Source organism: Nonomuraea sp. NPDC049028 (genome assembly GCF_043197735.1).
Classification (GTDB): domain Bacteria; phylum Actinomycetota; class Actinomycetes; order Streptosporangiales; family Streptosporangiaceae; genus Nonomuraea.
On the sequence record NZ_JBICTR010000017.1, the window covers coordinates 157,586 to 180,956 of the forward strand.

Consider the following 23,371-nt stretch of genomic DNA (forward strand, 5'->3'; position numbering starts at 1 on the left):
TGGCAAGGTTCACCTGACGGTCTAACGATGAAGCGAAATCCCGGGCAATGCAGAAGCAGATCTTGCTTAATTTCCCCCAAGAAGTTCGAGCAAAACGGACATTTACCTCTAGTCGGTGGGCTGAGTCAGATTCACCGGCGAAGGGCGTTCGCAGGTGCTCGTGATGGTCACCGCCGCGCCGGAGTGCGCCGAGGCCAGCAGCGACTCCATGACGTCGAGCACGTGAAAGGCCAGCGAGCCGCTCGTACGAGGCTCCTCGCCCGCCGGGGTCGCGGCGAAGTCGGCCAGGCCCACCCCGCGCCCGCCCTCGACGTAGCCGGCCGCCACAGGGAGAGTCCGCCAGTCGCCCTCACCGACCCCTGAGACCAGGACGGATCCGTCGAAGTAGTTCGGGTCGGGCACGACGAGCGAGCCCGTCTCGCCGTGTACTTCGATGTTGGGCGCCTTGGTCGCCGCCCCGTCGAAGCTCATCACCAGCGTGGACAGCGCTCCCGAGGTGTGGGCGAGCACTCCGGTGACGTGCGTGTCCACCGTCACCGGGATCTCCTCGCCCTGGCGGGGTCCGGAGCCGATCGTGCGCTTGGCCCGCGTACGGCTGGCCGCGCCGACGACCGACGCCACCGGGCCGAGCAGCGTCACCAGGCTGGTCACGTAATAGGGGCCCATGTCCAGGAGCGGGCCGCCGCCGGGGACGTAGTAGAAGTCGGGGTTCGGGTGCCAGCGTTCGTGACCGGGCGTCATCATCGTCGCGGTCGCCGCGATGGGCCTGCCGATCAGGCCGTCGTCGATCGCCTTGCGCGCCGTCTGCGTACCCGTGCCCAACACGGTGTCCGGCGCGCACCCCACCCGCACCTGAGCGGCGCCCGCCGCCCGCAGCATCCCGGCGGCCTGCTCGGCGGTCGCGGCAAGGGGCTTCTCGCAATAGACGTCCTTGCCCGCCGCTATGGCCTGGAGCGCGATCTCGGCGTGGGCGGCCGGAATGGTGAGGTTGAGCACGATGTCGATGCGCGAGTCGGCCAGCAGCTCCGCCACGCTCAGCACGTCGACGCCCGCATAGGGCCGCACCGCCTCCCGCGCCCGGTCAAGGTCCAGATCGGCCACCGCGACGAGCCGCAGCTCCGGCAGCCGGTCGATGGTCTGGAAATACTGCGCCGAGATGGCACCGCATCCCACGACGCCCACGTTCACCGGCTGGCCCACAGCATGCCCCTCTCAATGATGGTGCGTACGTTCTCGTCCTCCAGGACATCGAGGCTGTGCCCCGGGGTCGCGACGAAGATCCGCCCGCTCCCCCACCGCCGGGTCCAGATCGCCGGCGAGGTGACCTCCCGATGCCAGGGGTCCCACGGGCGGACCTGCTGCGTCGTCGTGGCGAGCACGTCGATGTAGTCGTCCGTCAGCACCCAGTACTGCTCGGTCACGAGGCCGAAGTCCGCGATGCCCTCCGTGATGGGGTGATCGGCCGCCTCGGGCAGCATGTTCACGGTGTACGGGACGAAGTTGTCCGCCGCCGTGCCCTGCCGCTCGGCCGGCTCCTTGCCCGGATGGCAGGCGAACTGCCCGCCGATCAGGTGCAGATAGTCGGAGGAGTTGCGATAGGAGTCGGCGATGCCACCGTGCCAGCCCGCCATCCCCGTGCCCGACTCGATGGCGGCCCGCAGGCCGTTGAGCTCGGCCGGCTCGATCGTACCCATCGTGTAGCACTGCACGATGAGATCGATCCCGGCCATGAACGCGGAGTCCGCGTACGGCGCCGGGGAGTCCGCCCGGCTCACCTCGAACCCCTGCTTCTCCAGGTAGGGGATAAAGAGCTCGGTGGCCGCGACCGGGGCGTGCCCTTCCCAGCCGCCCCGTACCACCAGCGCCTTCCGACGATGATCACCCGACATGCTTCCACCCATCCGCTCGGCAGTCGACGCCTCCGATCATCGCATTGCCCACCAAAGCGGGCAAAAGGTTAGATGCCGCTCGATTTGACCGGCGAGCTGGTGATTCGGCGAGCCAGGGCCCGGCCTGCCGGCAGATCGGCGACGAACGCTCGGAGGAAAGCGGTGATCTGTTCGAGGTCGCGCCCCTCGGCGGCGGCGTCGATGGATCGGTAGAGATCATCTTCGATCGTGGCGATCTGCCGGGCGAGACGCCTGCCCTCTTCGGTGAGGGACAGCTCGATGTGGCGGCGATCGTGCGCGGACACCTGCCGGTCGATGAGGCCCATCGTGGTAAGCCGGTCGACCAGGCGGCTGGGGCTGTTGCCGCTCTCGCAGACCAGCAGTTCGCCGAGCCCGTTGAGCGTGAGGGGCTGACGATCGGCGAGGATGCGGAGCACCTCGGCCTGGGAGGGCGTGACTCCGAGCGGCTTGAGTGCCTGGCCGAGCAGCCGGTTGCCTTCGCGCTGCGCGGCCAGGATCAGGTAGCGGAGTTCTTCAGCGGGTCGCATGTGAGTAAGCCTGTCGCCTCTTGGCAAGTGCTGCCATCACGGACGCCAGTCGGGCGGCCGCTCCCGGATCGTGGGCCGGCAGGATCACCAGGCCCGGGTTCTTCTCCCGCAGCGTGTTGATCGCCTTGGTGGTGTCGTCCAGTTGCCGCCTGTCCCCTACCCCGGGCACATGGCCCTCGTGCAGCAGATGGGCGTCGTAGGTCAGGTCGCCGACCATGAGCAGCGGCGGGTGCCCGGAGCCACGGACCAGCAGTGACAGTGATCCGGGGGTGTGGCCGGGGGTGGGCAGCAGCACGAGACTGCCGTCGCCGAACAGGTCGTGGCCGGTCGCGAAGGGCGCGAGCCCGGGATCCTGGATGTCGCCGAACTCGATGTGCCGCCAGCGCAGCCCGGGGATGTCGATGTGGGACCGCAGCAGCCCTCGCAGCTCGGGCAGGGCTCCATCGAGCGTTCGCCATTCCGTGCCGCTGACCACGATCTCGGCGCCGGTGAGCTCCCGCAGTCCCCCGATGTGGTCCTGATGCAGGTGGGAGATCACCACCGTGTGCACCTCCGCGATGTCGTAGCCGGCGGCGGCCAGCTGGGCGGTGAGGGTGTCGCCGGGGCCGATGTCGAAACGGGCCAGCCGGTCGTACATCACTCCCGTGATGCCGCCGGGGAAGTAGCCGACGTTGGTCACCGACGCCCGATCCTGGCCCGCGTCGAACAGCACCAGCCCACGCTCGTGCTCGATCACATAGACGTTGATCGGCAGCGGAGGCGTCCACCGGCGCGAGGTGAACAGCCACCAGTACATCGGTTTGCGGGTGGCGGCCACGTGCTCCGGGTGGATCGACACAGTCCCGGTGCTGACCACGGATACCTGCTTGATCGGGTTGATCATCTCGTGTCTCATGGGGATTACATTACACGACATATATGTCGTGTCAACTATCTCAAGACTGAGAGCGCGTATCACGGCGCTGTCAGGCCCGTATCAGCGACGGCGGCCATCGTCCTACCTGCACGCCAGAACGTACGAGATCTCGCCGGGAACGGTCGGGAGAAGAAGGGACACACGATGTCGCAGGAGAAGCTGACCGAGTTCGTCGAGGCGACGGCCAAGGAGTTCGGCATTCCCGGTGTTGCCGTGGGGGTGCTGGCCGGCGGCCAGGAGCTCGTCGCCTCCCATGGGGTGACGAGCCTCGAGAACCCGCTGCCGGTCGATGACAAGACGCTGTTCCCCTTGGCCTCGGTGACCAAGTCCTTCACCGCGACCGCGCTGATGCGCCTGGTCGCCGAAGGCAAGGTGGAGTTGGACGCGCCGGTGCGCCGCTACGTACCCGAGCTCAGGCTCGCCGACGAGGCCGCCGCCGCGCAGATCACCGTGCTGAACCTGCTCAACCACACCGCCGGGCTGGACTGGAACCTGATCGACACCGATGAGGGCGCCGGTTCCCTGGCCGCGTTCGTGGCGAAGCTGGACGAGCTGACGTTGATCGCGCCGCCCGGCGCCCGGGCCTCCTACAGCCAGGCCGGCTACAACCTGGCCGGGCGGGTCATCGAGAAGGTCACCGGCCTGCCTTTCGAGAAGGCCGTGGCCGCGCTGGTCCTGGAGCCGGTGGGGCTGTCGAACACCTTCTTCGATCACGACGACGTCATGATCCGGCGGTTCGCCGTGGGCTACAACCGCGGCGAGGACGGCACGATGCGCGCCGCGCGGCCGTGGACGTCATGGCGGGCCGGCTCGCAGGCCAACTACCCCGGCGGCGGCAGCGTGTCCTCAGTGAGCGACCTGCTGCGCTGGGCCCGGTTCCACCTCGGCACCGGTGACGGCGTGCTGCCCGCCGAGGCGCTGCACCGCATGCAGGAGCCGACCGTCGAGCTGCGGGCCAGCACGCTCGGCGACGCCTTCGGCATCTGCTGGTTCCTGCGTGAGGTGGACGGAGTCCGTACCTTCGGGCACGGCGGATCGGGCAACGGTCAGTTCGCCGAGCTGATCATCGTGCCCGAACACGACTTCGCCGTCGTCTCCCTGGCCAACGGCGGCCCTGACGGCTACCCCTTCAACCAGGCTGTCGTCCGCTGGGCACTGGAGAACTACCTCGGCGTGGTCGACCGGGACCCCGAGCCGATCCCCTACGACGAGGCTCGGGCGCGGCAGGTCGTCGGCCGCTATGAGATCGACGCCATGAACCTCGACATCGCCACGGACGGGCTTCAGCTCACCCTTGAGGTCGGGATCAAGCCGGAGATCCGCCAGGCATCGGATGCCGACATGCCGCCGGACTACGCGCCGGCCGCCTTCGGGTTCCTGCCCGGCGACGGTGACGAGTACATCATCACCGAGGGCGGGCTGAAGGGGCAGCGCGGCTACTTCAGCCGCGACGACAACGGCACGGTCGTGGGCGTCGACCTCGCCGGCCGGCTGTTCGGCCGGGCCACGGCCTCATCGTGATCGATCGGACGAGCAGGGGGCGGTCCCTGAATGTGCTGCGAGCGGCGCGTCGCGCGGCGCGCCGCTCGCAGTGGAGATCGCGTCGTCAGGTCTTGGCGAGCATGCCGTGCGGGTCGAGCACGTACTTGCGCGCGGCCCCCTCGTCGAACTCGTGGTAGCCCCGCGGCGCGTCGTCCAGCGAGATGGGCGTCGCGTTGACGTTCTTCGCGATCTGCACCCGGTCGTTGAGGATCGCCATCATGAGCTGGCGGTTGTACCTCATGACCGGGCACTGGCCGGTGACGAAGGAGTGCGACTTGGCCCAGCCGAGGCCGAACCGGATGGACAGCGAACCGTGCTTGGCCGCCTCGTCCTGCGCACCGGGGTCACCGGTGACGTACAGGCCGGGAATGCCGAGCGCGCCACCCGCCCGGGTGATGTCCATCAGCGTGTTGAGCACGGTGGCGGGACGCTCCACGTCCGACTCTCCGCCGTGGCCGCGGGCCTCGAAGCCGACGGCGTCGACGGCGCAGTCCACGACCGGCTCGCCCAGGATGTGCTCGATCTGGTCCTTCGGCTCGCCCAAGGCCACGTTGATCGTCTCGCAGCCGAAGGTGTGGGCCTGGTCCAGCCGCTCCTTGTTCAGGTCGGCGACGATGACCACGGCGGCTCCGAGCAGGAACGCCGAGGTCGCCGCGGCCAGGCCGACCGGGCCGGCGCCGGCGATGTAGACGGTCGATCCCGGCTTCACCCCCGCGCTCACACAGCCGTGGAACCCCGTCGGGAAGATGTCCGCGAGCATGGCCAGGTCGAGGATCTTCTCCATGGCCCGTTCCTTGTCGGGGAACTTGAGCAGGTTCCAGTCGGCGTACGGCACCAGGACGTAGTCGGCCTGCCCGCCTACCCAGCCGCCCATGTCGACGTAGCCGTACGCCGAGCCGGGCCGGTCGGGGTTGACGTTCTCGCAGACGCCTGTCTTGCCCTCCTTGCAGTTGCGGCAGCGGCCGCAGGCGATGTTGAACGGTACGGACACGAGGTCGCCGACCTTGGTGAACTCCACGTCGGAACCGGTTTCGATCACCTCACCGGTGATCTCGTGGCCGAGGATGAGGCCCGGCGGGGCCGTGGTGCGGCCGCGGACCATGTGCTGGTCGCTGCCGCAGATGTTCGTCGCCACCGTTTTGAGGATGGCGGCGTGCGGTAGTTTGCGCCCTACGTTGGCCGGGTTTACCCCCGGGCCGTCCTTGAGCTCGAATTCGGGATAGTCGGTCTCGCGTACCTGGACGTTGCCTGGCCCCTCGTACGAAACTCCCCTATTGCCGGGCATGACTCCCCCTTGCCCGATAGGTGGCGGATGTTCGTTCGCTCACGTGGTCACGGATCACCCCCCATGGCCGGGGCGCCAGCGGCGGCGGCCGATGTGCCCCACTCGGTCACGGATCCGGTCGTCGTGCGGGCGCCGGGCCGTCGGGATGTCACCCGCGGCGCCCTGAGCGGCCTCGGGCAGATCCTGTCCCCGCGCGCCGATGATCTCTCCGGCGGTGCCCTGCTCGGCCGTCACGGGCAGCTCGCGCATCGGGCGGGCCACCAGGTCGTACACCACGACGGCCAGCACCGCACCGATGATCGGGCCGGCGATGTAGACGCCGTACTGCCACCATGGCGCGCTACCGCCGAACACCGTGGTCGTCAGGTACGGCCCGAACGTACGGGCCGGGTTGACGGAACCACCCGTCAGCGGGCCGAGCACGAAGATCTCGCACGCCACGGCCAGTCCGATCATCCAACCGGCCCAGCCGCTCGGCGCCCGCCGGTCGACCGCCAGCGCCATGATCGTGAGCAGCAGCAGGAACGTCCCCAGTCCCTCCAACAGGATGCCCTGCCCATAGCTCACGCCCTGGCCGAGCGCGGTAAGCCCGACGCCGTTGTCCACCGCCCGCCGGCCGAACCCGCCCACGATCAACAGCCCGCCGGCAAAGGCGCCGACGAGCTGGGCAACGATGTAGAACGGCACTTCCGACCACGGGAACCTGCGTCCCGCGGCGAGGGCGATGGTGACCGCCGGGTTGATGTGCGCGCCGGACGTACTGCCGAAGGCGTAGATGACGAGCGCGACCACCACGGCGAACGAGAACGAGATGATGCCCAGCGCGGCGTAGTCGAGTCGGCCGTTCTGCATGACCAGCGCGGCCACCACGGACCCGGCACCGAAGAGAACCAGCAACATCGTTCCGATGGCTTCCGCGACAAGACGTCGCGGCAGGTCTCCAACCATCGCAACCCCCCGATGACGATGGTTTATCACCAAATTCGAATATATACCCGCCATCCAGCAGAGACCCAGGTCAGGGTGGTTGGCGGGGTGGCTGTTGGGGTGATGCTGGGGTGGCTGTCGGGGGTGATCAGAGACAGCGGCGATGAACCTCGTCCACTCGTTGTGTCAGCCCACTCCGGTCGAGATGTTCGAGCAGCGGCACCGCGACCCGACGGCTGGTGTCGAGAGCCCGCCTGGCCTGGCTGACCGTGAAGGGCTGCGGTAGGCGGCGCAGCAGCTCCGCCGCCCGTACGTCCGCGCCGGGCAGCAGCACGATCCCCTCGGCCACGCGCAACAGACGCCCGGCCCGTACGGCCGCCGCCACCTCCCGCGACCCCAGCCCCAGCTCAGCCAACCGCCCAGCCTCCGGCGCCTGGAAGGGGTGTGCCGCCAACTCTCCCCTCAGCCGCTCAACCGCCCGCGCCACCGGCTCGGGCAGCCCGGCAGGCCGAGTCACGATCCGCCCCTCGGCAAGCGTGAACGGCGCCCGCACCAGCGCGGCGACCAACTGCCGGTCGGGCAACCCGAGCGCATGGCGGGCCGCCTCGATCGGCATGCCAGGCTCCAGGGGGTGCTCGATGGCGTACCGCCGTGCCGTGTCGGCCAGCCGCTCGCCCAGCTCGGCCCAGTACTCGGGATCGGCGTACCAGTCCCCGCAGACCGGTCCCTCGCCCAGGTCACTGGACGTGCCGATCATGGCGGTCAGGTCGGCCACGCGCAGCAGCCGGTGGATGCGCAGGGCCGAGGCGGCGTCCGGGACGGCCGATTCCAGCCGGGCGGCGTGCGCCCGCGCCGCGCCCCGGCGGCCGAGCGCGGGCGGGCGCACGTCGAGCACGCTCGCCCCCGCCAACACCCGCACCTCGGCCCGGTCGCGGCCGGGGTCACGCAGCAGCAGCACGTCTCCGAGGTGGAGCGGGAGCGGGCGGGCCAGGCGCAGCCGTACGACGCGCCCGCCAAGCGTACGCACCTCGCACGTCACCGCCACCGACCCGATGTGCGCGGTCAGGCACCGGGGTAGCCGCCACTCCTCCCCCCTTCCCCGGCCACTCACCAGAACGTCACCGCCGCTTCCTCCCGGACCGTCAGCCGCTTCGGGACCGGAGCCGGTGTCCCGGAGGGTCCCGACTGGGGTGATCCGGACGTCGACCAGGTCCGTGTACGTCCACTTGCCGGGTGTGACCAGCGCCCGGCCCCGCTCGGGCAGACCATGACCGCGCTCCGGCAGCCTGTGGCCGCGCAGGTTGACCGCCACCCTGGCGACGCCGGTCACCGAGGACGACGGCTCCTTCATGGACTCCAGCGCCCGCACCCGTACAGGCTCGCCGTCCAGCGCCAGCTCGTCACCCACCGAGATGGCGCCCTCGGGCAGGGTCCCGGTCACGACCGTCCCGCTGCCCGGCACACTGAACGCCCGGTCGATCCACAACCGAACCGGCGCCTCCGGATCGGGCGCAGGCAGCGCGGCAACCAGCCGATCCAGCGCCTCCCGCAGCTCATCGAGCCCCTGCCCGGTCCGCCCACTCACCGCCACCGCCTCAACCGCACCACGGCCACCACCACAGCCCAGTCGGGTCACATCCGGACGCTCTCCGCCCAACCCGGCCGCATCCGGACGCGCCCCACCCAACCCGGCCGAGGTCAGGCGAGTGCGTGCCTGGTCGAGGGCCGGAGCCGGGTCGGCGAGGTCGGCTCGGGTCACCGCGAGCAGGCAGTGCCGTACGCCGAGCGCCTCCAGCGCCACCACATGCTCCTCGGACTGCGGCATCCAGCCCTCGTCCGCCGCCACCACGAACAGCACCGCCGGCACCGGACCGACCCCCGCCAGCATCGTGCTGAGAAACCGCTCATGCCCCGGTACGTCCACAAAGGCGAGGCGCAGCCCCGAAGGCAGCGTGGTCCACGCGTACCCCAGTTCGATCGTCAGCCCCCGCCGCCGCTCCTCCTCCAGCCGATCGGGCTCCATCCCGGTGAGAGCCCGCACCAGCGTGGACTTACCGTGATCGACGTGACCCGCCGTGGCCACGACGTACATCAGCCGCCCGCCTCGAAGCCACTCACCCCGAGGCCACTCGCCCCGAGGATCGCGCGGGCCACATCATCGTCGCGGTCGCCGGGAACGGTGCGCAGGTCCAGCAGCAGCAGCCCGCCCTCGATCCGGCCGACCACCGGCGGATCACCGGCGCGCAGCGGTGCGGCGAGCCGTTCGGGCAGGCTGACGGCGGCACTCGGCAGCCTCACCCCGGGCGCCCCGCCACCCCCGACGGCGGCCTGGCTCGGCACCGCCCGAGCGTCGACTCCCGCCTCGGCGAGCCGCCCGGCGAGGGCCGCGGCACGGTCGCCGAGCGCCGCCGGATCGGCGTGCAGCGCCAGCCGGACGGGCGTGACAGGACCGCGGAGCGTGGCCTCCAGCGCGGCCAGCGTCAGCTTGTCGACCCGCAATGCGCGGGCGAGCGGGTGCCGCCTGCAGCGTTCGACCGGGTCACGGCGGCCGAGAAGGAGACCCGCCTGTGGTCCGCCGAGCAGCTTGTCACCGCTGGCCGTCACCAGGTCCGCCCCGGCCGCCAGTACGGTCGCCGCGTCCGGCTCCTCGGGCAACAGTGGCTCGCGCGCCAGCAGCCCCGAGCCGATGTCGGCGACGACGGGCACACCGAGCCCGGTCAGCTCGCGTACCCCGACGGAGCCGGTGAAGCCCTCGATCCGGAAGTTCGACGGGTGCACCTTGAGCACGCATCCGGTCTCCGGCCCCACGGCCGCCGCGTAGTCGCGGTAGGAGGTGCGGTTGGTCGTACCGACCTCGCGCAGCCGCGCCCCGGTGGAGACGAGCAGGTCGGGGATGCGGAACCCGTCGCCGATCTCCACGAGTTCGCCCCGGCTGATCACGATCTCCCGGCCGGCGGCGAGTACGGTCGCCACCAGGACGAGCGCGGCGGCGTTGTTGTTGACGACGTGTACGGCCTCGGCGGCCGGCACGGCACGGGCGAGCGCGTCCAGCGCACCCCGCCCGCGCCGGGCCCGAGTGCCGGTCTCCAGGTCGAACTCCACGTCGGCGGCACCGGCCGCGGCGACCATCGCCTCGATCGCGGCGGGCGAGAGGGGCGCACGGCCCAGGTTGGTGTGGACCAGCACGCCGGTCGCGTTGATCACCGCACGCAGGCTCGCGGCCCGCGGCGGAAGCGCCGCCACCGCCGCGTCGGCGACCTCCTCGGGACCGATCTCACCGCTCCGCGCCCGCTGCTGCGCCCGCGCCACCGCCTCCTTGACGACCGACCGACCCAGCCGCCCGCCCGCCGCAACCAGCCGGGGATCGGCGAGTACGGCATCCGTACGGGGTACGTGCCTGCGTGGGTCCACCCTTCGAAAATAGAACGGAGGCGGACGGGAATCGAACCCGCCAGGCCGAGGACCTCGGCCTCGTCGGTTTTGAAGACCGCGGGGGCCACCAGGCGCCCAGACGCCTCCACCGCAGAACCTACCCGTCACAGCGGGTATGACCTCAAACGCCACACCCGTCGCGAGCCATCCGAGGGCGCCATGACACGCACCACCGAGACGGTCCGACTGACGCAGTACGCCCACGGAGGCGGCTGCGCCTGCAAGATCCCGCCAGGCGAACTGGAGGCGGTGGTGGCGGCCCTCCGCACACGTGACGGCGGCGCCGCAGGCGAGCGTGACGGCGGCGCCGCAGGCGAGCGTGACGCGGCAGGAAGGCACGGCGCTGTCGGCGAGCATGACACCGCGAACGGACATGGCGCTGTCGGGGAGCTGATCATCGGGCTGGACGACGGGGACGACGCCGCTGTGGTCCGCATCGACGGCGACCGGGCGATCGTGGCCACCGCCGACTTCTTCACGCCCGTGGTGGACGACCCCTACGACTGGGGCCGTATCGCGGCGGCCAACGCCCTGTCGGACGTCTACGCGGTCGGCGGGGAGCCGCTGGTGGCGGTCAACCTGCTCGGCTGGCCAAGGGAGAAGCTGCCCATGGAGCTGGCCAAGGAGGTCCTGCGCGGCGGCCTGGACGTGGCCCGGGCGGCGGCCTGCCACGTCGCGGGCGGCCACAGCGTCGACGACCCGGAGCCGAAGTACGGCATGGCCGTCACCGGCCTGGCCGACCCCGCCCGGCTGCTGCGCATCGACGGCGGCCGACCCGGACTGCCGATCTCCCTCACCAAACCGCTCGGCATCGGGGTGCTCAACACCCGGCACAAGGCGACCGGCGAGGTGTTCCCGCAGGCGGTCGCGGCGATGACCACCCTGAACCGCGGCGCCTCCCGGACCGCGCTGGCCGCCGGAGCGAGATGCGCGACGGACGTGACCGGGTTCGGCCTGCTGGGTCACCTCTACAAACTGGCCCGAGCGAGCGGCGTCACGGCGGTGGTGGACGTGGCGGCCGTACCGTACCTGGAAGGGGCCCGCGAGGCAGTACGCGACGGCTACGTCAGCGGCGGCACCCGCCGCAACCTCGACTGGGTCCGCCCCTGGCTGGATCCGGGCGGCTACGGCGAGGACGACCTGCTGCTACTCGCCGACGCCCAGACCTCCGGCGGCCTGCTGGTGGCCGGCGAGATCCCCGGCGCGCCGATCATCGGCGAGCTGGTCCCCTTGGACGGCCCCCACCTGCGGCTCCGCTGACCGTATCCCGTGGTAACAACCATGGACATACTGTCGCTCGCGCGACGGCGAGGCTCCAAGGGCGCAGGGGGACGGGCCAGGCTTCACAATGGTCGGGTGCACAGGCTGATCACCCTGCTCGCGGTCGTGCTCGCCGCCTTGGGAACAGTGGCCATCATCGGTGCGGAGTTCGTGGTGACGAAGGTCCCGCTGCTGCTCATGGGATATGCGGCGGGGTCCGCCGCGGTGACGGGCGGCCTGTGGGCGAGGCTACGGTGGCCGGACAGTCCGGTGGGATCGTTGCTGGCCTGGAGCGGGGTGATGTGGCTGGCCACCGGGGTCAGCTACACGGGCGTGCCCGCGGCTCTCGCGTTGGGCGCGGTGGCGGCGGCCCTCCAGCACGGACTGCTCGGACACGTGATGGTCGTGCTCCCCACACGGCCGCGCGGACACGCCGGTCCGTCGAGGGGTCGTGGCGCTCGGCTACGCGGTGCCACTCCTCTCCGCCGCGATGTCGATGGTGTAAGGAGAGCTGCCCGGCGGGGGGTGCCTCTGTCTGGCTCAGGCGTTCGGCCGGGAAACAGGACGGACGGCGCTGGCCCTTTTCGGGGTGGCAATCGCCGGTGCGTACGTGGTCGGGCTGTCGGCGGCGGTGTTCCTGCGCTGGGCTCGGCTGCCGCGACCGGAACGCGATGCGGCCGTCACGTTCTCCGGGCTGTTGGTCATGCTGCTGGTGCTGGCACTCGAGGCGGAAAACCTGGCGCAGGCCGGCGGACTCGCGGTCTACTTCACCGGCGAGTTGCTGGACAGCCTGGTCGTGCTGGGCTTCATCGTTTGGCCACTGGCCTATCGTGTCGTGCTCGGACGCAGGGAGGCAGCGCGACGGATGGCCGGGCTCCTCGACGCGGGCGATGAGGCCAGGCGCCGGATCGAGCGGGACCTGCATGACGGCGCCCAGCAGCGGCTGGTCAACGTGCGGCTGTTGCTGGGGCTGGCGCGTGACGAACCGGCCCGCCTCGATCAGGCTGTCCAAGATCCGTATTTTCCTCGAGGGATAACCCTGGGGACGGGTTTCGCCTCCCTCACCAAGCCGCTCGGTCGTCAGCGGATGTCACCGAGTAGGCGCGAGGCTTGCGGGCGTGCGGGTCAGCGGCCGTTGTCGTAGGCATGCCGAGCTGCGGCGATGACGGGTCCGGCGTGGCGGGCCCATGCCGCCAGCGCCTCCAGGGGAGCGCGTATTTCCTCAACCAGACCCGTGGTGGCGTATTCCACCCGAGGCGGGGCGTCGGGGTACACCGTCCGGGTGATGAGCCCGTTGCGTTCCAGGTTGCGCAGGCTCACTGTCAGCATCCGCCGGCTGATGCCCTCGATCGCCCGTTCCAGCTGGGTGAACCGGTGCGGGCCGTCACCCAGTTCGACCAGCACCTGGGCGCTCCACTTGTCACCGATCAAAGCCAGGACCTCAGGCAGCGGGCAATCCTCGGGCGGGGGCGCATCGGCGAGCGCTGTGAGCTGGTCCGTTACCACGGTGTTCCGTTGTGACAAGAAAGTGCCTCCTTTCGGACCGTTCAATGATGCTGGAGGATAAAGCCCGTTACAAGTCGTAACGTTCCTGGCCAACGCCATCTTCGGCCGCTTGTCCAACGAAACTCGCCAAGCCGACAAGGAGTGACACGTGCCCGTCGCACGCAGCAACGGTTTCAAGATCTCGTACGAGGTGTTGGGGGACGGCCCGCCGCTCGTGCTGCACCCGGGCATGTTCCAAGACGGCGCGCACTGGGCCCACAGCGGATACACCCAGGCCCTGGCCCCTGCCCACACAGTGATCGCCATCGATCCGCTGGGACTGGGCGCCAGCGACCACCCGCGTGAGATCGAGGCCTATGGCTTGCGGCGCCGGGTCGACTACGTCACGGCCGTCCTCGACGACGTCGGCGCCGACCGAGCCGCGTTCTGGGGCTACTCGCTGGGAGCCATGACTGGGTATGCGGTCGCGGCGCACGCGCCCGAACGCCTGACCCGCTTGATCACCGGCGCCTACGATCCCATCAACGGTTTCCGCTCCGCGGTCGACCAAGCGATTCGGGAACTCGGCCTGCCTGCCGACATCGACGCCTATGAGATCGTCAAGCAGGGGACCTCGGCTGACCCGTACCAGGCCGCCCTGATCAGCGCCGGGGACCTGGGCGCCTTCCGCGCCAACTACGACGCGTTCTCACGCGAGCCCGGCCTGGCCACCGAACTGGCGGCCTGCGGCGTGCCGATCCTGATGTACGCGGGCACGGCTGATCCCTGGCACGACCCGATGCGGACTTTCGCCGAGCGCACCGGCGCGGGCTTCTTCTCCCTGCCAGACGCCGACCACAAGGGCGGCTGGGACAGATCCGCCGACGTACTCCCCCACGTGCTGCCGTTCCTGTCCTCGGACAGGCCGTAACACCTCAGGCAGTGATGACTCATTCGCCAGCCTGTTGCCCCTTTTCAGGCTTACTTTGCCCCCAGTCGATCTGCAGGTCGTCCCAGTGGACGGACCATCGCCGCACCCCGCCGGGCAACTCGCCGAGCTCACCCTCGAGCGCGATCAAGGCCAGCGTGCCGTCGCGCAGGATGCTCACCACGATGCCCTGCCGCCCGATCAGCAGCGAGGCGAACCCCCGAGTAGACGCGGGACTGTGCATCAAGTCCACGATCATCGCCCGGCAGCCGAAGCTTGACCAAGGCATACTCACCGGACGCCATCTCCCTGCCGGTCAGGTGGAGGAGACGACATCGGCGATCAGCTCCGAGCGCGGATGGTGCCGATAGACCTCTTCGTACCGGAAAGCCACCCGCCGAGCGGCTCTAACGGGTTCGTCCGCTGGATGCCGGGCGTACAAGACTCGCTTGCGCTGGTCGTTCCAGCCCACCCGCCACCAGAACCAGTTGCCGTCGCACCACACAACGAGGCTGATCCACACCGACACCAGAGCAAGCCCGTAGCCGACGTGAATGTCAGAGGCGATGCCCTGATCAGCCAGGGCATCCCGAAGGGCATGTGCGCTCTGAGCAGGACTGAACGCGATTACCGACGGCTTGAGAAGCATGCATTCCCCATCCCTTCGGCCTCTTCGAGGGCCGCCGATCCCAGACTCGATCGACTTCCCATAACCTTACTGTGATTCGCGAAAGGCAGCAAGGATTACGGCATCCGCCATCCACAGGTTCCCTTGATCGGTCTGGGATGCCGCCGACCCGGTACGGTGGCTCCTGACCGGCCTTTCGTGACCGAAGGAGGAGCGCATGGAAGACGCGGGCTGGGTCAGCGTTTCGGCGCCCTACGTGCGGCCGCGGCGTCCCGGAGAGCCTGATGCATGGGCGGAGGAAGCCGCCCAGCACGGCAAAGTTGGGACGCATCGCCTTCAAGCAGTGGAAGAGGTCCATCCGCCGAAGGAAGTCGTGCGAGCCTTCGGGCTGGCGGCGGGTCAGACCGCCTTCGTCCGCCGCCGTCTCGTGCTCGCGGACGGCCAGCCAACGGAGCTCGCCGATTCCTACTACCCGGCGACGATCGCCCGTGGCACTCGGCTTGCCGAGATGCGGAAGATCCCTGGCGGGGCTCCCACCCTTCTCGCCCAGCTCGGCTATCACCCACACAGCGCGGAAGAAGCCGTCCAAGCCCGCCCCGCGACCGATACAGAGCGACAGGCTCTCGACCTTCGACCAGAGGACTGGGTTCTGCTCCTGACCCGCATCGTTCGAACCGACGACGGAACGCCGATCGAGGTCAGCGTGATGACGATGGTGGCCCACGGTCGCGAGTTGCGCTATCAGATGATCATCAAGTGAGGGGATCGGCAATCGTGGGTAGGCGGCTGGATTCTCGTCCGCGCCATCAGCAGATCGCAGCCGAATTGCGTGCGGAGATCATGTCTGGTGACCTGAAGGCGGGCGAGCAACTCCCTTCCACGGCACACCTGGTGGCACGTTTCAACGCGGCGAACGCGACGATCCAGCGGGCCCTGCAGGCACTCAAAGACGAAGGATTCGTACGCGGCCACGCGGGAAAGGGCGTGTTCGTCCGCGACAGACGGCCGCTCGTCGTCAACGCCAGCACGTATAAGACCCCAGGGCCTCGCGAATACAGCTATGAGCTTCTGAAAGTCGGGGAGGTAGCACCTCCCAGCGATGTCGCCGCGGCATTCGCCATCAGCGGTGACGATCTGGTCGTCCTGCGCCACCGGCTGCTGTTGCATGACGGCGCTCCCGTTGAGTTGTCATGGTCTTACTACCCGGTGAGCATTGCGGCAGGAAGCCCTCTGGCCGCCAAGGGAAGAATCCGCGGTGGCGCACCACAGGCGTTGGCCGACCTCGGGTTTCCGCAGCGCCACTTCACGGATCGCATCTCCGTTCGGCAACCCACCGAGACGGAGGTGCAAGGCCTGGATCTCCCACCTGACGTGCCGGTGTTTCGGCAGTTCCGTGTTGTCTACAGCGACAGTGAGCGGCCGGTCGAAGTGTCGGTGCTGATCAAGGGCGGACATCTCCACGAATTGTCGTATCACCAGACCGCAGACTGACGGACCCCCGGACGCGAGTCGACGGGAGGGACTTCATGGACAAGCCCCCACGCCGCTAAGCAGGTTCGCGATTTACGATGGGGCGCGTGAGCGGAAGATTGCGCCAGGTCGCGATCGACAACGAGCGCATCGCCGCCGAGGGTTGGTACTCGGCCGCCGACGGCGCGGTCGTGGATGTGGGTCCTGCGCTGCGGGCCGCGGTGGCCGCAACCGTGAGCCACCCACCAGACGGCCCCATCGAATGGCCGAGAGCCGGTACGTACCGGACGGTCTTCGAGGTCACCGGCGAGCGCAGCCTGCGGGCAGCGCGGCGGCTGCACCTTGACGGGGCGACCGGGATCGCCGTGCTGAACTTCGCCTCTGCCCGCAGCCCGGGAGGCGGCTATCTCGGCGGCGCCAAGGCGCAGGAGGAGGACCTGTGCCGCCAGGCCCTGCTTTATCCGTGCCTCCTTCAGGCACCCGACTACTACGCCGCGCACCGGGCCTCGTCCGACCTGCTCTACAGCCACCGCGTCATCTGGTCGCCCGGCGTGCCGGTGCACCGCGGCGAGGACGGCCAACTGCTGGCCGAGCCGTACCTCGTCTCCTTCCTCACCTCACCGGCGCCCAACGCTGGGCAGATGCTGCGCCGCGACCCGGGAGCGGGCGGGCGGATCCGGCAGGCGCTCCACCAGCGGGCGGGGCGTGTCCTGGCCGTGGCCGCGCATCACGGTGCTCGCACGCTGGTACTCGGGGCGTGGGGCTGCGGCGTGTTCCGCAACGATCCGCGCGAGGTCGCCGGGGCCTTTCACGCCCATCTGGTCGAGGATGGAGCCTTCGCGGCGGTGTTCGAGCGAGTGGTGTTCGCCGTATGGGATCGGATGCCGGACTCGGCGAACCGCGCCGCATTCGCCGAGCGGTTCGCGATGCCGCGGCTTTGAAGGCGCCAAGGTGAACGGTGAATCTGGGCTGGCGACGCGGTCGTTCTCGTCGCGTAATCCGAAGTCGATCATTACTATCCTGGCATGCCAAGAGAATTTCCCGGCGGTGTTGGGCCGGCGTGCAGTACTTCCTGCTGCCACCGGTGTCGCGGCTGCGTGTGCAGTTGCCAATAGCGCTCGGCGATGTCGTCCGGATCGAAGTCGGTACCGGGGGCCACCGGACCGGCCACGGTGACGCTCGCCACGTGCACTCCGGAGGGTCCGTACTCCTCGTCGAGCAGCGTGACCAGGGCTCGGACTCCTGCCTTGCCCAAAGAGAGGCTCACGTACTGCGGCTTGGGCTCGGGCATGCCGCCCGTGATGAGGAACGTTCCGCTGCCGCGTGCCGCCATGGCGGGCGCGACGTGAGCCGCGGCGTTGAGCGCGCCGACCACGTTCACCGCCCATGCCTCCATGTGGCCGCGTACGGACAACTCGCCCGGCGCGTCCGCCTGGATGATCGCGGCGTTGTACACGACGACGTCCGGCACGCCATGTTGGCTGACGGCCTGGTCGAGCGCGGCGTTCAGCCCGGCCTGGTCGGTGCTGTCGGCTTCCCGTGTGACGACCGGGACGCCGCTGGGAGCGACCGCCTCGGCCACGGCGCGCAGCGTCTGCTCGCTCCGGGCGATCAGCGTGATCGGCAGCCCCTCCCTGGCGAACCGGCGGGCCACCGCCTGTCCGATCCCTGGACCCGCACCAATGATCACTGCGCCAGACATCGGCGTCTCCTCGCTCTTCTTGATCGGCAATACTTGGGACGCTAAGGGTTCTCATCTATGTGAAGGTCAATATGCGGATCGGTGACCTGGCTCACGAGACCGGGGTGAACAAGCGGCTGCTGCGCTACTACGAGGAGCAGGGTCTCCTCAGGCCGGTCCGGCTGGACAACGGCTACCGCGAGTACACCGAGGCGGACATCCCGACGGTCCGCCACATCCGCACCCTGCTCGCCGCCGGGCTTTCCACCACGGTCATCGCCCGGGTCCTGCACTGCGTGCACGACGAGGGCGAGCTGATGGTGTCTTCCGGCTGCCCGACCTTCATCGAGGACTTGCGGCGCGAACGCGCCCATATCGCCGAGATGATCGCTCAACTCCAGACTTCGCAGGAGGTGCTGGACACGATTCTCGACGCGGCGCTACAGGAGGCCTCAAGAGGCTGACGCCTGCCGCTGCCGCTGGGGGATGATCGTGTACTTCGGGTCGGCGGCTGAGACCTTGCCCGCTTCCAGGACGCCGAACCGGGTGCACAGAGCGCCCGCCGTAAGGGCGAGACCGGACAGAGCGGTGAGGGTACGGCTGCGCCCGGCGATCGACGCGAGCAGCCCGCCACCGGCCGTCAGTACGCGGGCCGCGCGCATCCGGCCCCCCGCCTTCCCCAGCCGATACGGCTCGCCCACCAGGCCGAGTCGCCGTTCCATCACCACGCCCGCGACGCTCTCCACGGCGGCACCCATCACCGCCATCACGCGGGCCGGCCCCGCCTGCGCCCTCGGGGTGGCCAGCATGCCCGCCGCCCCGGCGCTGGCCAGCGCGCTCCCGGCGAACAGGAACGGCAGCTCCCGGTAGGCCTCGTGCCAGGCCGGTACGGCGGTGTCGGCGAGCAGGACGGCGGTGTAGGTGGCGGTCAGCGGGCCGGTCAGGCCGGTGGCGAGGAGCGCCGCGTCACCCACGGCGGGCAGGATCCCGGTCAGCTCGGTCGAGGCCGCGACCCCCGACAGCCCGCTCTGGGCGGCCAGGATCCAGGAGCCCATGCTCATCGGCGAGGTGGGCTTGAACACGCGGAGCATGTTGAGGAACCGTTCGGGCCGGCCCAGCTCGGCGACGAGGAGGGCTGCGCCGGCGGAGGCGCCGATCGCCGCCGCGATCCGGGCGGTACGCGCCAGCTGGTCGTGTCCGGTGAATTCGGCCATGACCGCCATCACCGACGAAACGCCCGACAGACCCCCCAAGTAGAGATATGCGGGTCCGTGGGGTTCTTTCCAGACCGGAGGCTTGAGCACCGGTCGCCCGTAGTACGACTGGAACTCCGCCTCCGGCACCATCGACCGCTCCCGCGTCACCGCCGCGCCGCCTTTCGCGAACCCACGAACGTGCCCGCGAATGCCGCCACCACAGCCCCGGCCACGGACAGCGCCGCCGCCCCCGCCCAGCGCCACATGGACGGCAGGTCACGAGTGGTCACCACGGGATCCGGCGGCAGCCCGTACACCTCGGGCTCGTCCAGCAGCAGGAAGAAGGCCCCCGCGCCGCCCACCCCGTCATCCGGGCTCTCGCCGTACAGGCGGGCCTCGGCCTGCCCGTCGGCGTGCAGCCGCGCCACCCGCTCCTCGGCCCGCTCCCGGAGCTCATCCAGCGGGCCGAACTGGATCGAGTCGGTCGGGCACGCCTTGGCGCACGCCGGTTCGAGGCCGCCGCGTTGCCGGTCGTAGCACATCGTGCACTTCCACGCCCGCCCGTCGTCCTCGCGCCGCTCGATCACGCCGTACGGGCAGGCGGACACGCAGTAGCCGCAGCCGTTGCAGATGTCCTCCTGGATCACCACCGTGCCGAACTCGGTACGGAACAGCGCTCCGGTCGGGCAGACGTCCAGGCAGGCGGCGTGAGTGCAGTGCTTGCACACGTCCGACGACATCAGCCACCGCTCCACACCCTCGTCAGCGGAGTCGTCCGAAGGCAGCGGCACCGGGCGGGACTGTTCGATGAAGGCCACGTGCCGCCAGGTGTTCGCCCCGAGCGCCCCGGTGTTGTCGTAGGAGTTCGCCTCGAACACGAAGCCGTCGTCGGGCAGCTGGTTCCACTCCTTGCACGCCACCTGGCACGCCTTGCAGCCGATGCAGACGCTCGTGTCGGTGAAGAAGCCCATCCGCTCAGCCATCGCGGTACACCTCCAGCAGGTCGAGCATCGCCTGCCCCCTCGGCCGTCTACCAGGCCGGATGTCACAGGTCACGGCCTTGCTCTCCTGAATGTAGACATTCGGGTCGAGCACCAGCGGAAGCAGGTCGTTGGCGACGTCGCCGGTCACCAGGCCGCCGCCGCCCCACCCCCAGTGGTACGGCAGGCCGATCTGATGGATCACCCTGCCCTGGATCCGCAGCGGCCGGACCCGGCCGGTGACCAGCACCCGAGCCTCGATCACGGTGCGACTGGTCACGATCGTGGCCCAACCGCCGTTGACCAGCCCCACCTCGGCGGCCAGCTGCGGCGACACCTCGCAGAACAGCTCCGGCTGCAGCTCGGCGAGGTAGGCCAGCGGCCGGCTCATGCCACCCGCCGTGTGGTGCTCGGTGAGCCGGTACGTGGTCAGCACGTACGGGTAGCGCGGCGACTCCGGCGGGTTGTAAGGGCTCTCCGGTCGCGGGTAGATCTTGCGCGCGGGGTTGGCCTGCTGGGCGTACAACGGGTTGCCGACCGGCGACTCATGCGGCTCGTAGTGTGCGGGCAGCGGGCCGTCGGCCAGGCCGGCGGGCACGTACAGCCAGCCCTTCCCGTCGGACTGCATGATGAACGCGTCGGTCCCGGCGAGCGCGTCCTCGGCGTGGGCGCCTTCGGGTGGCAGGTAGTCCGGCGGCTTGTTCGGCTCGAAGTCGGGCACGTCCTGCCCGGTCCATTTCCCCTGCTCCGCGTCCCACCAGACGTACGCCTTGCGCTCGCTCCATGGGCGGCCCTCGGGGTCGGCGGAGGCCCGGTTGTAGAGGATGCGCCTGTTCGCCGGCCAGGCCCAGCCCCATTCGGGCGCCACGGGCGACTGTTCCTGCCCCGGCCGGCGCCGGGCCGCCTGGTTGACCTCGTCCGCGTACACGCCGCAGTAGATCCAGCAGCCGCAACTGGTGGACCCGTCCGGCTTGAGCTGGGTGTAGGCCGACAGCGCCCGCCCGTCCGGGCCGACCCCGTTGATCTCGCGGAGTACGGCCGACGCCGACGGGTCCCGGTGCTCTCCCAGCTCGGGGTAGTCCCAGGTCAGCTCGCGCAGCGGCCGGTCGATCTCGTCGTCGGTCAGCCGTTGCCTGACCAGCTTGCCCAGGTGGTAGTAGAACCACAGGTCGCTGCGGCAGTCGCCCGGCGGGTCGAGCGCCTTCTCCCGCCACTGCAGGAGCCGCTGGGTGTTGGTGAACGTACCCTCCTTCTCCACATGGCTCGCGGCGGGCAGGAAGAACACCTCGGTGGCGATGTCCTCGGTACGCATCTCCCCGGTCTCCAGCTCCGGGCCGTCCTTCCAGAAGGTGGCCGTCTCCACCAGCGTCAGGTCGCGTACCACCAGCCAGTCGAGGTTGGCCAGGCCGAGGCGCTGCGCCCGGCCGCCAGAGGAGCCGACCGCGGGGTTCTCCCCCGCCACGAAGTAGCCCTTCACCGTGCCGTCGATCTGGCCCATCACGGTGGTGTAGTGGCTGTGGTCGCCGGTCAGGCGCGGCAGGTGGTCGAAGCAGAAGTCGTTCTGTTCGGTGGCCGCGTTCCCCCACCACGCCTTGAGCAGGCTGACCAGGTAGGCGCGCCGGTGGCCCCAGAAGCCGACGTCGCCGCCCTCCCGGGCGAGATAGTCCTCCAGCCCCTCGTGCCGGTGGGCGTGTGGCATGGTCAGGTAACCGGGCAGGAGGCTGAACAGCGTCGGGATGTCGGTGGACCCCTGGATGCTCGCGTGCCCACGCAGCGCCAGGATGCCGCCCCCGGGCCGGCCCATGTTGCCCAGCAGCAACTGGAGGATCGAGGCGGTGCGGATGTACTGCGCGCCGACGGTGTGCTGGGTCCAGCCGACGGAGTACACCCAGGCGGTGGTGCGCTCCCGGCCGGAGTTGGCGGTGATCGCGTCGGCCAGCTCGGCGAAGTGCGCCCGCGAGATGCCGCACAGCTGCTCGACCAGCTCCGGGGTGTAGCGGGCGAAGTGCCGCCGAAGGATCTGGTAGACGCAGCGCGGGTGGCGCAGCGTCGGATCCGTCGCCGGGGTGGGATGCGCCTCGGCGCCCCCGGAGCCGTAAGTGTCCGCCCCCGCGGCCTCGGCGTGCTGCCTACCACCCTCCAGGTCCGCGCCCGGTGCCTGCGCGCCCGGCGTCTCCTCGCCCGGCCCTTCGCCCGGCCCCTCGTACGCCCAGCTCCGCGGATCGTACGTACCCGTCTCCGCGTCGAAGCCGGAGAACAGCCCGTCAAGGTCCTCGGTGTCCCGGAAGTCCGCCGACACGATCACGGCGGCGTTGGTGTAGGCCAGCACGTACTCACGGAAGTCCAGCTCATTGGCCAGCACGTGGTTGATCAGCGCCCCGAGCAGCACGATGTCGCTGCCCGCGCGGATCGGCAGGTGCCGGTCGGCCAGCGCGCTGGTCCGGGTGAAGCGCGGATCCACGTGGAACACCTTCGCGCCCCGCGCCTTGGCCTCGACCACCCACTGGAAGCCCACCGGGTGGCATTCGGCCATGTTGGAGCCCTGGATGACGATGCAGTCCGCACCCGCCAGATCCTGCTGGAAGGTGGTCGCGCCACCGCGTCCGAAGCTGGTCCCCAGACCGGGGACGGTGGAGGAGTGTCAAATACGGGCCTGGTTCTCCACCTGGATCGCGCCGAGGGCGGTGTACAGCTTCTTCATCAGGTAGTTCTCTTCGTCGTCGAGCGTCGCCCCGCCCAGTCCGGCGATGCCCATGGTGCGGCGCACGACCTTGCCCTCATAGGTCTGCTGCCAGGTCTCCCGCCGGGTCCGTACGACCCGGTCGGCGATCATCTCCATCGCGGCGTCGAGGTCGAGCCGCTCCCATTCGGTGCCGTGCGGTCTCCGGTACAGCACCTGGGTCTGGCGGCCGGGATGGGTGACGAGCTGCTTGCTCGCCGAGCCCTTGGGACACAGCCGCCCACGCGAGATGGGCGAGTCCGGGTCACCCTCGATCTGCGTGACCCGGCCGTCCTTGACGTAGACGAGCTGGCCGCAGCCGACCGCGCAGTAGGGGCAGATCGACCGCGCGACCGTATCGGCCTCCTCGGTGCGCGGGGCAAGCGCGTCCGTACGGGCGGAGCGCACGGCGTCGCTCCGACCGTCCTCTCCCCTGAGCTGCCGGATCACCGGCCACCGGGAGAACCACCCCTCACCGGACACAA

Annotated in this window: 24 protein-coding genes and 1 tRNA gene; 8 read left to right on the forward strand and 17 right to left on the reverse strand. The window is 69.9% G+C overall.

Annotation, left to right across the window (positions count from 1 at the left end):
• Nucleotides 1–108: 108 nt before the first annotated feature.
• From ACGFJ2_RS51500 to ACGFJ2_RS51515, 4 genes are all read right to left on the reverse strand, one after another.
• Nucleotides 109–1,200, reverse strand: coding sequence for a Gfo/Idh/MocA family protein (locus ACGFJ2_RS51500; RefSeq protein ID WP_393481328.1), 1,092 nt, complete (start codon nucleotides 1,198–1,200; stop codon nucleotides 109–111).
• The gene (locus ACGFJ2_RS51505) at nucleotides 1,185–1,889 is read right to left on the reverse strand and encodes a ThuA domain-containing protein (protein ID WP_357943329.1); all 705 of its coding nucleotides are present in this window, start codon (nucleotides 1,887–1,889) and stop codon (nucleotides 1,185–1,187) included. The genes ACGFJ2_RS51500 and ACGFJ2_RS51505 overlap by 16 nt, the downstream gene beginning before the upstream one ends.
• A 68-nt stretch (nucleotides 1,890–1,957) precedes the next feature.
• On the reverse strand, nucleotides 1,958–2,437 hold the full coding sequence (locus tag ACGFJ2_RS51510) for a MarR family transcriptional regulator (RefSeq protein WP_357943327.1): 480 nt from the start codon (nucleotides 2,435–2,437) through the stop codon (nucleotides 1,958–1,960).
• Nucleotides 2,424–3,332, reverse strand: coding sequence for an N-acyl homoserine lactonase family protein (locus ACGFJ2_RS51515; RefSeq protein ID WP_393481332.1), 909 nt, complete (start codon nucleotides 3,330–3,332; stop codon nucleotides 2,424–2,426). The genes ACGFJ2_RS51510 and ACGFJ2_RS51515 overlap by 14 nt, the downstream gene beginning before the upstream one ends.
• Before the next feature lie 165 nt (nucleotides 3,333–3,497).
• Here ACGFJ2_RS51515 and ACGFJ2_RS51520 point away from each other — a divergent pair, with 165 nt between their 5' ends.
• Nucleotides 3,498–4,874 carry a serine hydrolase domain-containing protein gene (locus ACGFJ2_RS51520; RefSeq protein ID WP_393481334.1) on the forward strand — a complete coding sequence of 459 codons (1,377 nt, stop codon included), beginning with the start codon at nucleotides 3,498–3,500 and terminating at the stop codon, nucleotides 4,872–4,874.
• 85 nt (nucleotides 4,875–4,959) lie between these two features.
• Here the strand turns inward: ACGFJ2_RS51520 and fdhA are convergent, their stop codons facing one another.
• The 5 genes from fdhA to ACGFJ2_RS51545 all read right to left on the reverse strand — a co-directional run bounded on the left by fdhA (nucleotide 4,960) and on the right by ACGFJ2_RS51545 (nucleotide 10,626).
• Nucleotides 4,960–6,180 carry a formaldehyde dehydrogenase, glutathione-independent gene (gene fdhA, locus ACGFJ2_RS51525; protein ID WP_357943322.1) on the reverse strand — a complete coding sequence of 407 codons (1,221 nt, stop codon included), beginning with the start codon at nucleotides 6,178–6,180 and terminating at the stop codon, nucleotides 4,960–4,962.
• Between the two features lie 54 nt (nucleotides 6,181–6,234).
• A complete protein-coding gene (locus ACGFJ2_RS51530) occupies nucleotides 6,235–7,182 on the reverse strand; it encodes an MIP/aquaporin family protein (protein ID WP_393481336.1) in 948 nt (315 codons plus the stop codon).
• A 73-nt stretch (nucleotides 7,183–7,255) separates the two neighbouring features.
• Nucleotides 7,256–9,199, reverse strand: coding sequence for a SelB C-terminal domain-containing protein (locus ACGFJ2_RS51535; protein ID WP_393481339.1), 1,944 nt, complete (start codon nucleotides 9,197–9,199; stop codon nucleotides 7,256–7,258).
• Nucleotides 9,199–10,518: an L-seryl-tRNA(Sec) selenium transferase gene (gene selA, locus ACGFJ2_RS51540; RefSeq protein ID WP_393481342.1), complete on the reverse strand. Its 1,320-nt coding sequence runs from the start codon at nucleotides 10,516–10,518 to the stop codon at nucleotides 9,199–9,201. The genes ACGFJ2_RS51535 and selA overlap by 1 nt, the downstream gene beginning before the upstream one ends.
• Before the next feature lie 15 nt (nucleotides 10,519–10,533).
• A tRNA-Sec gene (locus tag ACGFJ2_RS51545) sits at nucleotides 10,534–10,626 on the reverse strand.
• Between the two features lie 72 nt (nucleotides 10,627–10,698).
• On the opposite strand from ACGFJ2_RS51545, the gene selD reads away from it, so the two are divergent.
• A complete protein-coding gene (selD, locus tag ACGFJ2_RS51550) occupies nucleotides 10,699–11,799 on the forward strand; it encodes a selenide, water dikinase SelD (protein WP_393481345.1) in 1,101 nt (366 codons plus the stop codon).
• 83 nt (nucleotides 11,800–11,882) lie between these two features.
• Here selD and ACGFJ2_RS51555 read toward each other — a convergent pair whose 3' ends face one another.
• Nucleotides 11,883–12,113, reverse strand: coding sequence for a hypothetical protein (locus tag ACGFJ2_RS51555; protein ID WP_357943312.1), 231 nt, complete (start codon nucleotides 12,111–12,113; stop codon nucleotides 11,883–11,885).
• A 296-nt stretch (nucleotides 12,114–12,409) separates the two neighbouring features.
• On the opposite strand from ACGFJ2_RS51555, the gene ACGFJ2_RS51560 reads away from it, so the two are divergent.
• Nucleotides 12,410–12,943: a histidine kinase gene (locus ACGFJ2_RS51560; RefSeq protein ID WP_393481348.1), complete on the forward strand. Its 534-nt coding sequence runs from the start codon at nucleotides 12,410–12,412 to the stop codon at nucleotides 12,941–12,943.
• Here ACGFJ2_RS51560 and ACGFJ2_RS51565 read toward each other — a convergent pair.
• Nucleotides 12,925–13,323: a helix-turn-helix domain-containing protein gene (locus ACGFJ2_RS51565; RefSeq protein ID WP_357943310.1), complete on the reverse strand. Its 399-nt coding sequence runs from the start codon at nucleotides 13,321–13,323 to the stop codon at nucleotides 12,925–12,927. The genes ACGFJ2_RS51560 and ACGFJ2_RS51565 overlap by 19 nt on opposite strands.
• A gap of 130 nt (nucleotides 13,324–13,453) precedes the next feature.
• Between ACGFJ2_RS51565 and ACGFJ2_RS51570 the strand changes: the two genes are divergently transcribed.
• Nucleotides 13,454–14,215, forward strand: a complete 762-nt coding sequence (locus tag ACGFJ2_RS51570) for an alpha/beta fold hydrolase (protein ID WP_393481351.1) — start codon at nucleotides 13,454–13,456, stop codon at nucleotides 14,213–14,215.
• 19 nt (nucleotides 14,216–14,234) lie between these two features.
• Here the strand turns inward: ACGFJ2_RS51570 and ACGFJ2_RS51575 are convergent, their stop codons facing one another.
• Together ACGFJ2_RS51575 and ACGFJ2_RS51580 are read right to left on the reverse strand one after the other, a co-directional pair.
• Nucleotides 14,235–14,456, reverse strand: coding sequence for a hypothetical protein (locus ACGFJ2_RS51575; protein ID WP_357943306.1), 222 nt, complete (start codon nucleotides 14,454–14,456; stop codon nucleotides 14,235–14,237).
• Between the two features lie 72 nt (nucleotides 14,457–14,528).
• The gene (locus tag ACGFJ2_RS51580) at nucleotides 14,529–14,861 is read right to left on the reverse strand and encodes a hypothetical protein (RefSeq protein ID WP_393481353.1); all 333 of its coding nucleotides are present in this window, start codon (nucleotides 14,859–14,861) and stop codon (nucleotides 14,529–14,531) included.
• A 196-nt stretch (nucleotides 14,862–15,057) separates the two neighbouring features.
• On the opposite strand from ACGFJ2_RS51580, the gene ACGFJ2_RS51585 reads away from it, so the two are divergent.
• From ACGFJ2_RS51585 to ACGFJ2_RS51595, 3 genes are all read left to right on the forward strand, one after another.
• Nucleotides 15,058–15,600: a UTRA domain-containing protein gene (locus ACGFJ2_RS51585; protein WP_357943302.1), complete on the forward strand. Its 543-nt coding sequence runs from the start codon at nucleotides 15,058–15,060 to the stop codon at nucleotides 15,598–15,600.
• 14 nt (nucleotides 15,601–15,614) lie between these two features.
• Entirely contained in the window at nucleotides 15,615–16,331 is a 717-nt protein-coding gene (locus ACGFJ2_RS51590) for a GntR family transcriptional regulator (protein ID WP_357943300.1), read from the forward strand.
• An 86-nt stretch (nucleotides 16,332–16,417) separates the two neighbouring features.
• Entirely contained in the window at nucleotides 16,418–17,251 is an 834-nt protein-coding gene (locus ACGFJ2_RS51595; RefSeq protein ID WP_357943298.1) for a TIGR02452 family protein, read from the forward strand.
• Nucleotides 17,252–17,325: 74 nt separating this feature from the next.
• On the opposite strand, the gene ACGFJ2_RS51600 is transcribed toward ACGFJ2_RS51595, so the two are convergent.
• A complete protein-coding gene (locus tag ACGFJ2_RS51600) occupies nucleotides 17,326–18,012 on the reverse strand; it encodes an SDR family NAD(P)-dependent oxidoreductase (RefSeq protein WP_393481356.1) in 687 nt (228 codons plus the stop codon).
• A 71-nt stretch (nucleotides 18,013–18,083) separates the two neighbouring features.
• Between ACGFJ2_RS51600 and ACGFJ2_RS51605 the strand changes: the two genes are divergently transcribed.
• Nucleotides 18,084–18,455 (forward strand): MerR family transcriptional regulator, encoded by a 372-nt coding sequence (locus tag ACGFJ2_RS51605; RefSeq protein ID WP_358181743.1) that lies wholly within the window; start codon nucleotides 18,084–18,086, stop codon nucleotides 18,453–18,455.
• Here ACGFJ2_RS51605 and nrfD read toward each other — a convergent pair.
• Genes nrfD through fdh form a run of 3 tightly spaced genes read right to left on the reverse strand, consistent with a single transcriptional unit; the run spans nucleotide 18,444 to nucleotide 23,369 of the window.
• A complete protein-coding gene (gene nrfD, locus ACGFJ2_RS51610; RefSeq protein WP_393481359.1) occupies nucleotides 18,444–19,355 on the reverse strand; it encodes an NrfD/PsrC family molybdoenzyme membrane anchor subunit in 912 nt (303 codons plus the stop codon). The genes ACGFJ2_RS51605 and nrfD overlap by 12 nt on opposite strands.
• Nucleotides 19,352–20,170, reverse strand: coding sequence for a 4Fe-4S dicluster domain-containing protein (locus ACGFJ2_RS51615; protein WP_393481362.1), 819 nt, complete (start codon nucleotides 20,168–20,170; stop codon nucleotides 19,352–19,354). Before ACGFJ2_RS51615 ends, nrfD begins: the two co-directional genes overlap by 4 nt.
• Nucleotides 20,163–23,369 (reverse strand): formate dehydrogenase, encoded by a 3,207-nt coding sequence (fdh, locus tag ACGFJ2_RS51620; RefSeq protein WP_393481365.1) that lies wholly within the window; start codon nucleotides 23,367–23,369, stop codon nucleotides 20,163–20,165. Before fdh ends, ACGFJ2_RS51615 begins: the two co-directional genes overlap by 8 nt.
• Nucleotides 23,370–23,371 lie beyond the last annotated feature (2 nt).

Coding starts and splice junctions, on each gene's coding strand:
- ACGFJ2_RS51515 (WP_393481332.1), bottom strand. CDS start 3,332: ATGAGACACGAGATGATCAACCCGATCAAGCAGGTATCCGTGGTCAGC.
- ACGFJ2_RS51600 (WP_393481356.1), bottom strand. CDS start 18,012: ATGTCTGGCGCAGTGATCATTGGTGCGGGTCCAGGGATCGGACAGGCG.
- ACGFJ2_RS51615 (WP_393481362.1), bottom strand. CDS start 20,170: ATGGCTGAGCGGATGGGCTTCTTCACCGACACGAGCGTCTGCATCGGC.
- ACGFJ2_RS51535 (WP_393481339.1), bottom strand. CDS start 9,199: ATGTACGTCGTGGCCACGGCGGGTCACGTCGATCACGGTAAGTCCACG.
- ACGFJ2_RS51575 (WP_357943306.1), bottom strand. CDS start 14,456: ATGCACAGTCCCGCGTCTACTCGGGGGTTCGCCTCGCTGCTGATCGGG.
- ACGFJ2_RS51605 (WP_358181743.1), top strand. CDS start 18,084: ATGCGGATCGGTGACCTGGCTCACGAGACCGGGGTGAACAAGCGGCTG.
- ACGFJ2_RS51510 (WP_357943327.1), bottom strand. CDS start 2,437: ATGCGACCCGCTGAAGAACTCCGCTACCTGATCCTGGCCGCGCAGCGC.
- ACGFJ2_RS51580 (WP_393481353.1), bottom strand. CDS start 14,861: ATGCTTCTCAAGCCGTCGGTAATCGCGTTCAGTCCTGCTCAGAGCGCA.
- ACGFJ2_RS51505 (WP_357943329.1), bottom strand. CDS start 1,889: ATGTCGGGTGATCATCGTCGGAAGGCGCTGGTGGTACGGGGCGGCTGG.
- selD (WP_393481345.1), top strand. CDS start 10,699: ATGACACGCACCACCGAGACGGTCCGACTGACGCAGTACGCCCACGGA.
- fdhA (WP_357943322.1), bottom strand. CDS start 6,180: ATGCCCGGCAATAGGGGAGTTTCGTACGAGGGGCCAGGCAACGTCCAG.
- ACGFJ2_RS51520 (WP_393481334.1), top strand. CDS start 3,498: ATGTCGCAGGAGAAGCTGACCGAGTTCGTCGAGGCGACGGCCAAGGAG.
- ACGFJ2_RS51530 (WP_393481336.1), bottom strand. CDS start 7,182: ATGGCGGGTATATATTCGAATTTGGTGATAAACCATCGTCATCGGGGG.
- ACGFJ2_RS51585 (WP_357943302.1), top strand. CDS start 15,058: ATGGAAGACGCGGGCTGGGTCAGCGTTTCGGCGCCCTACGTGCGGCCG.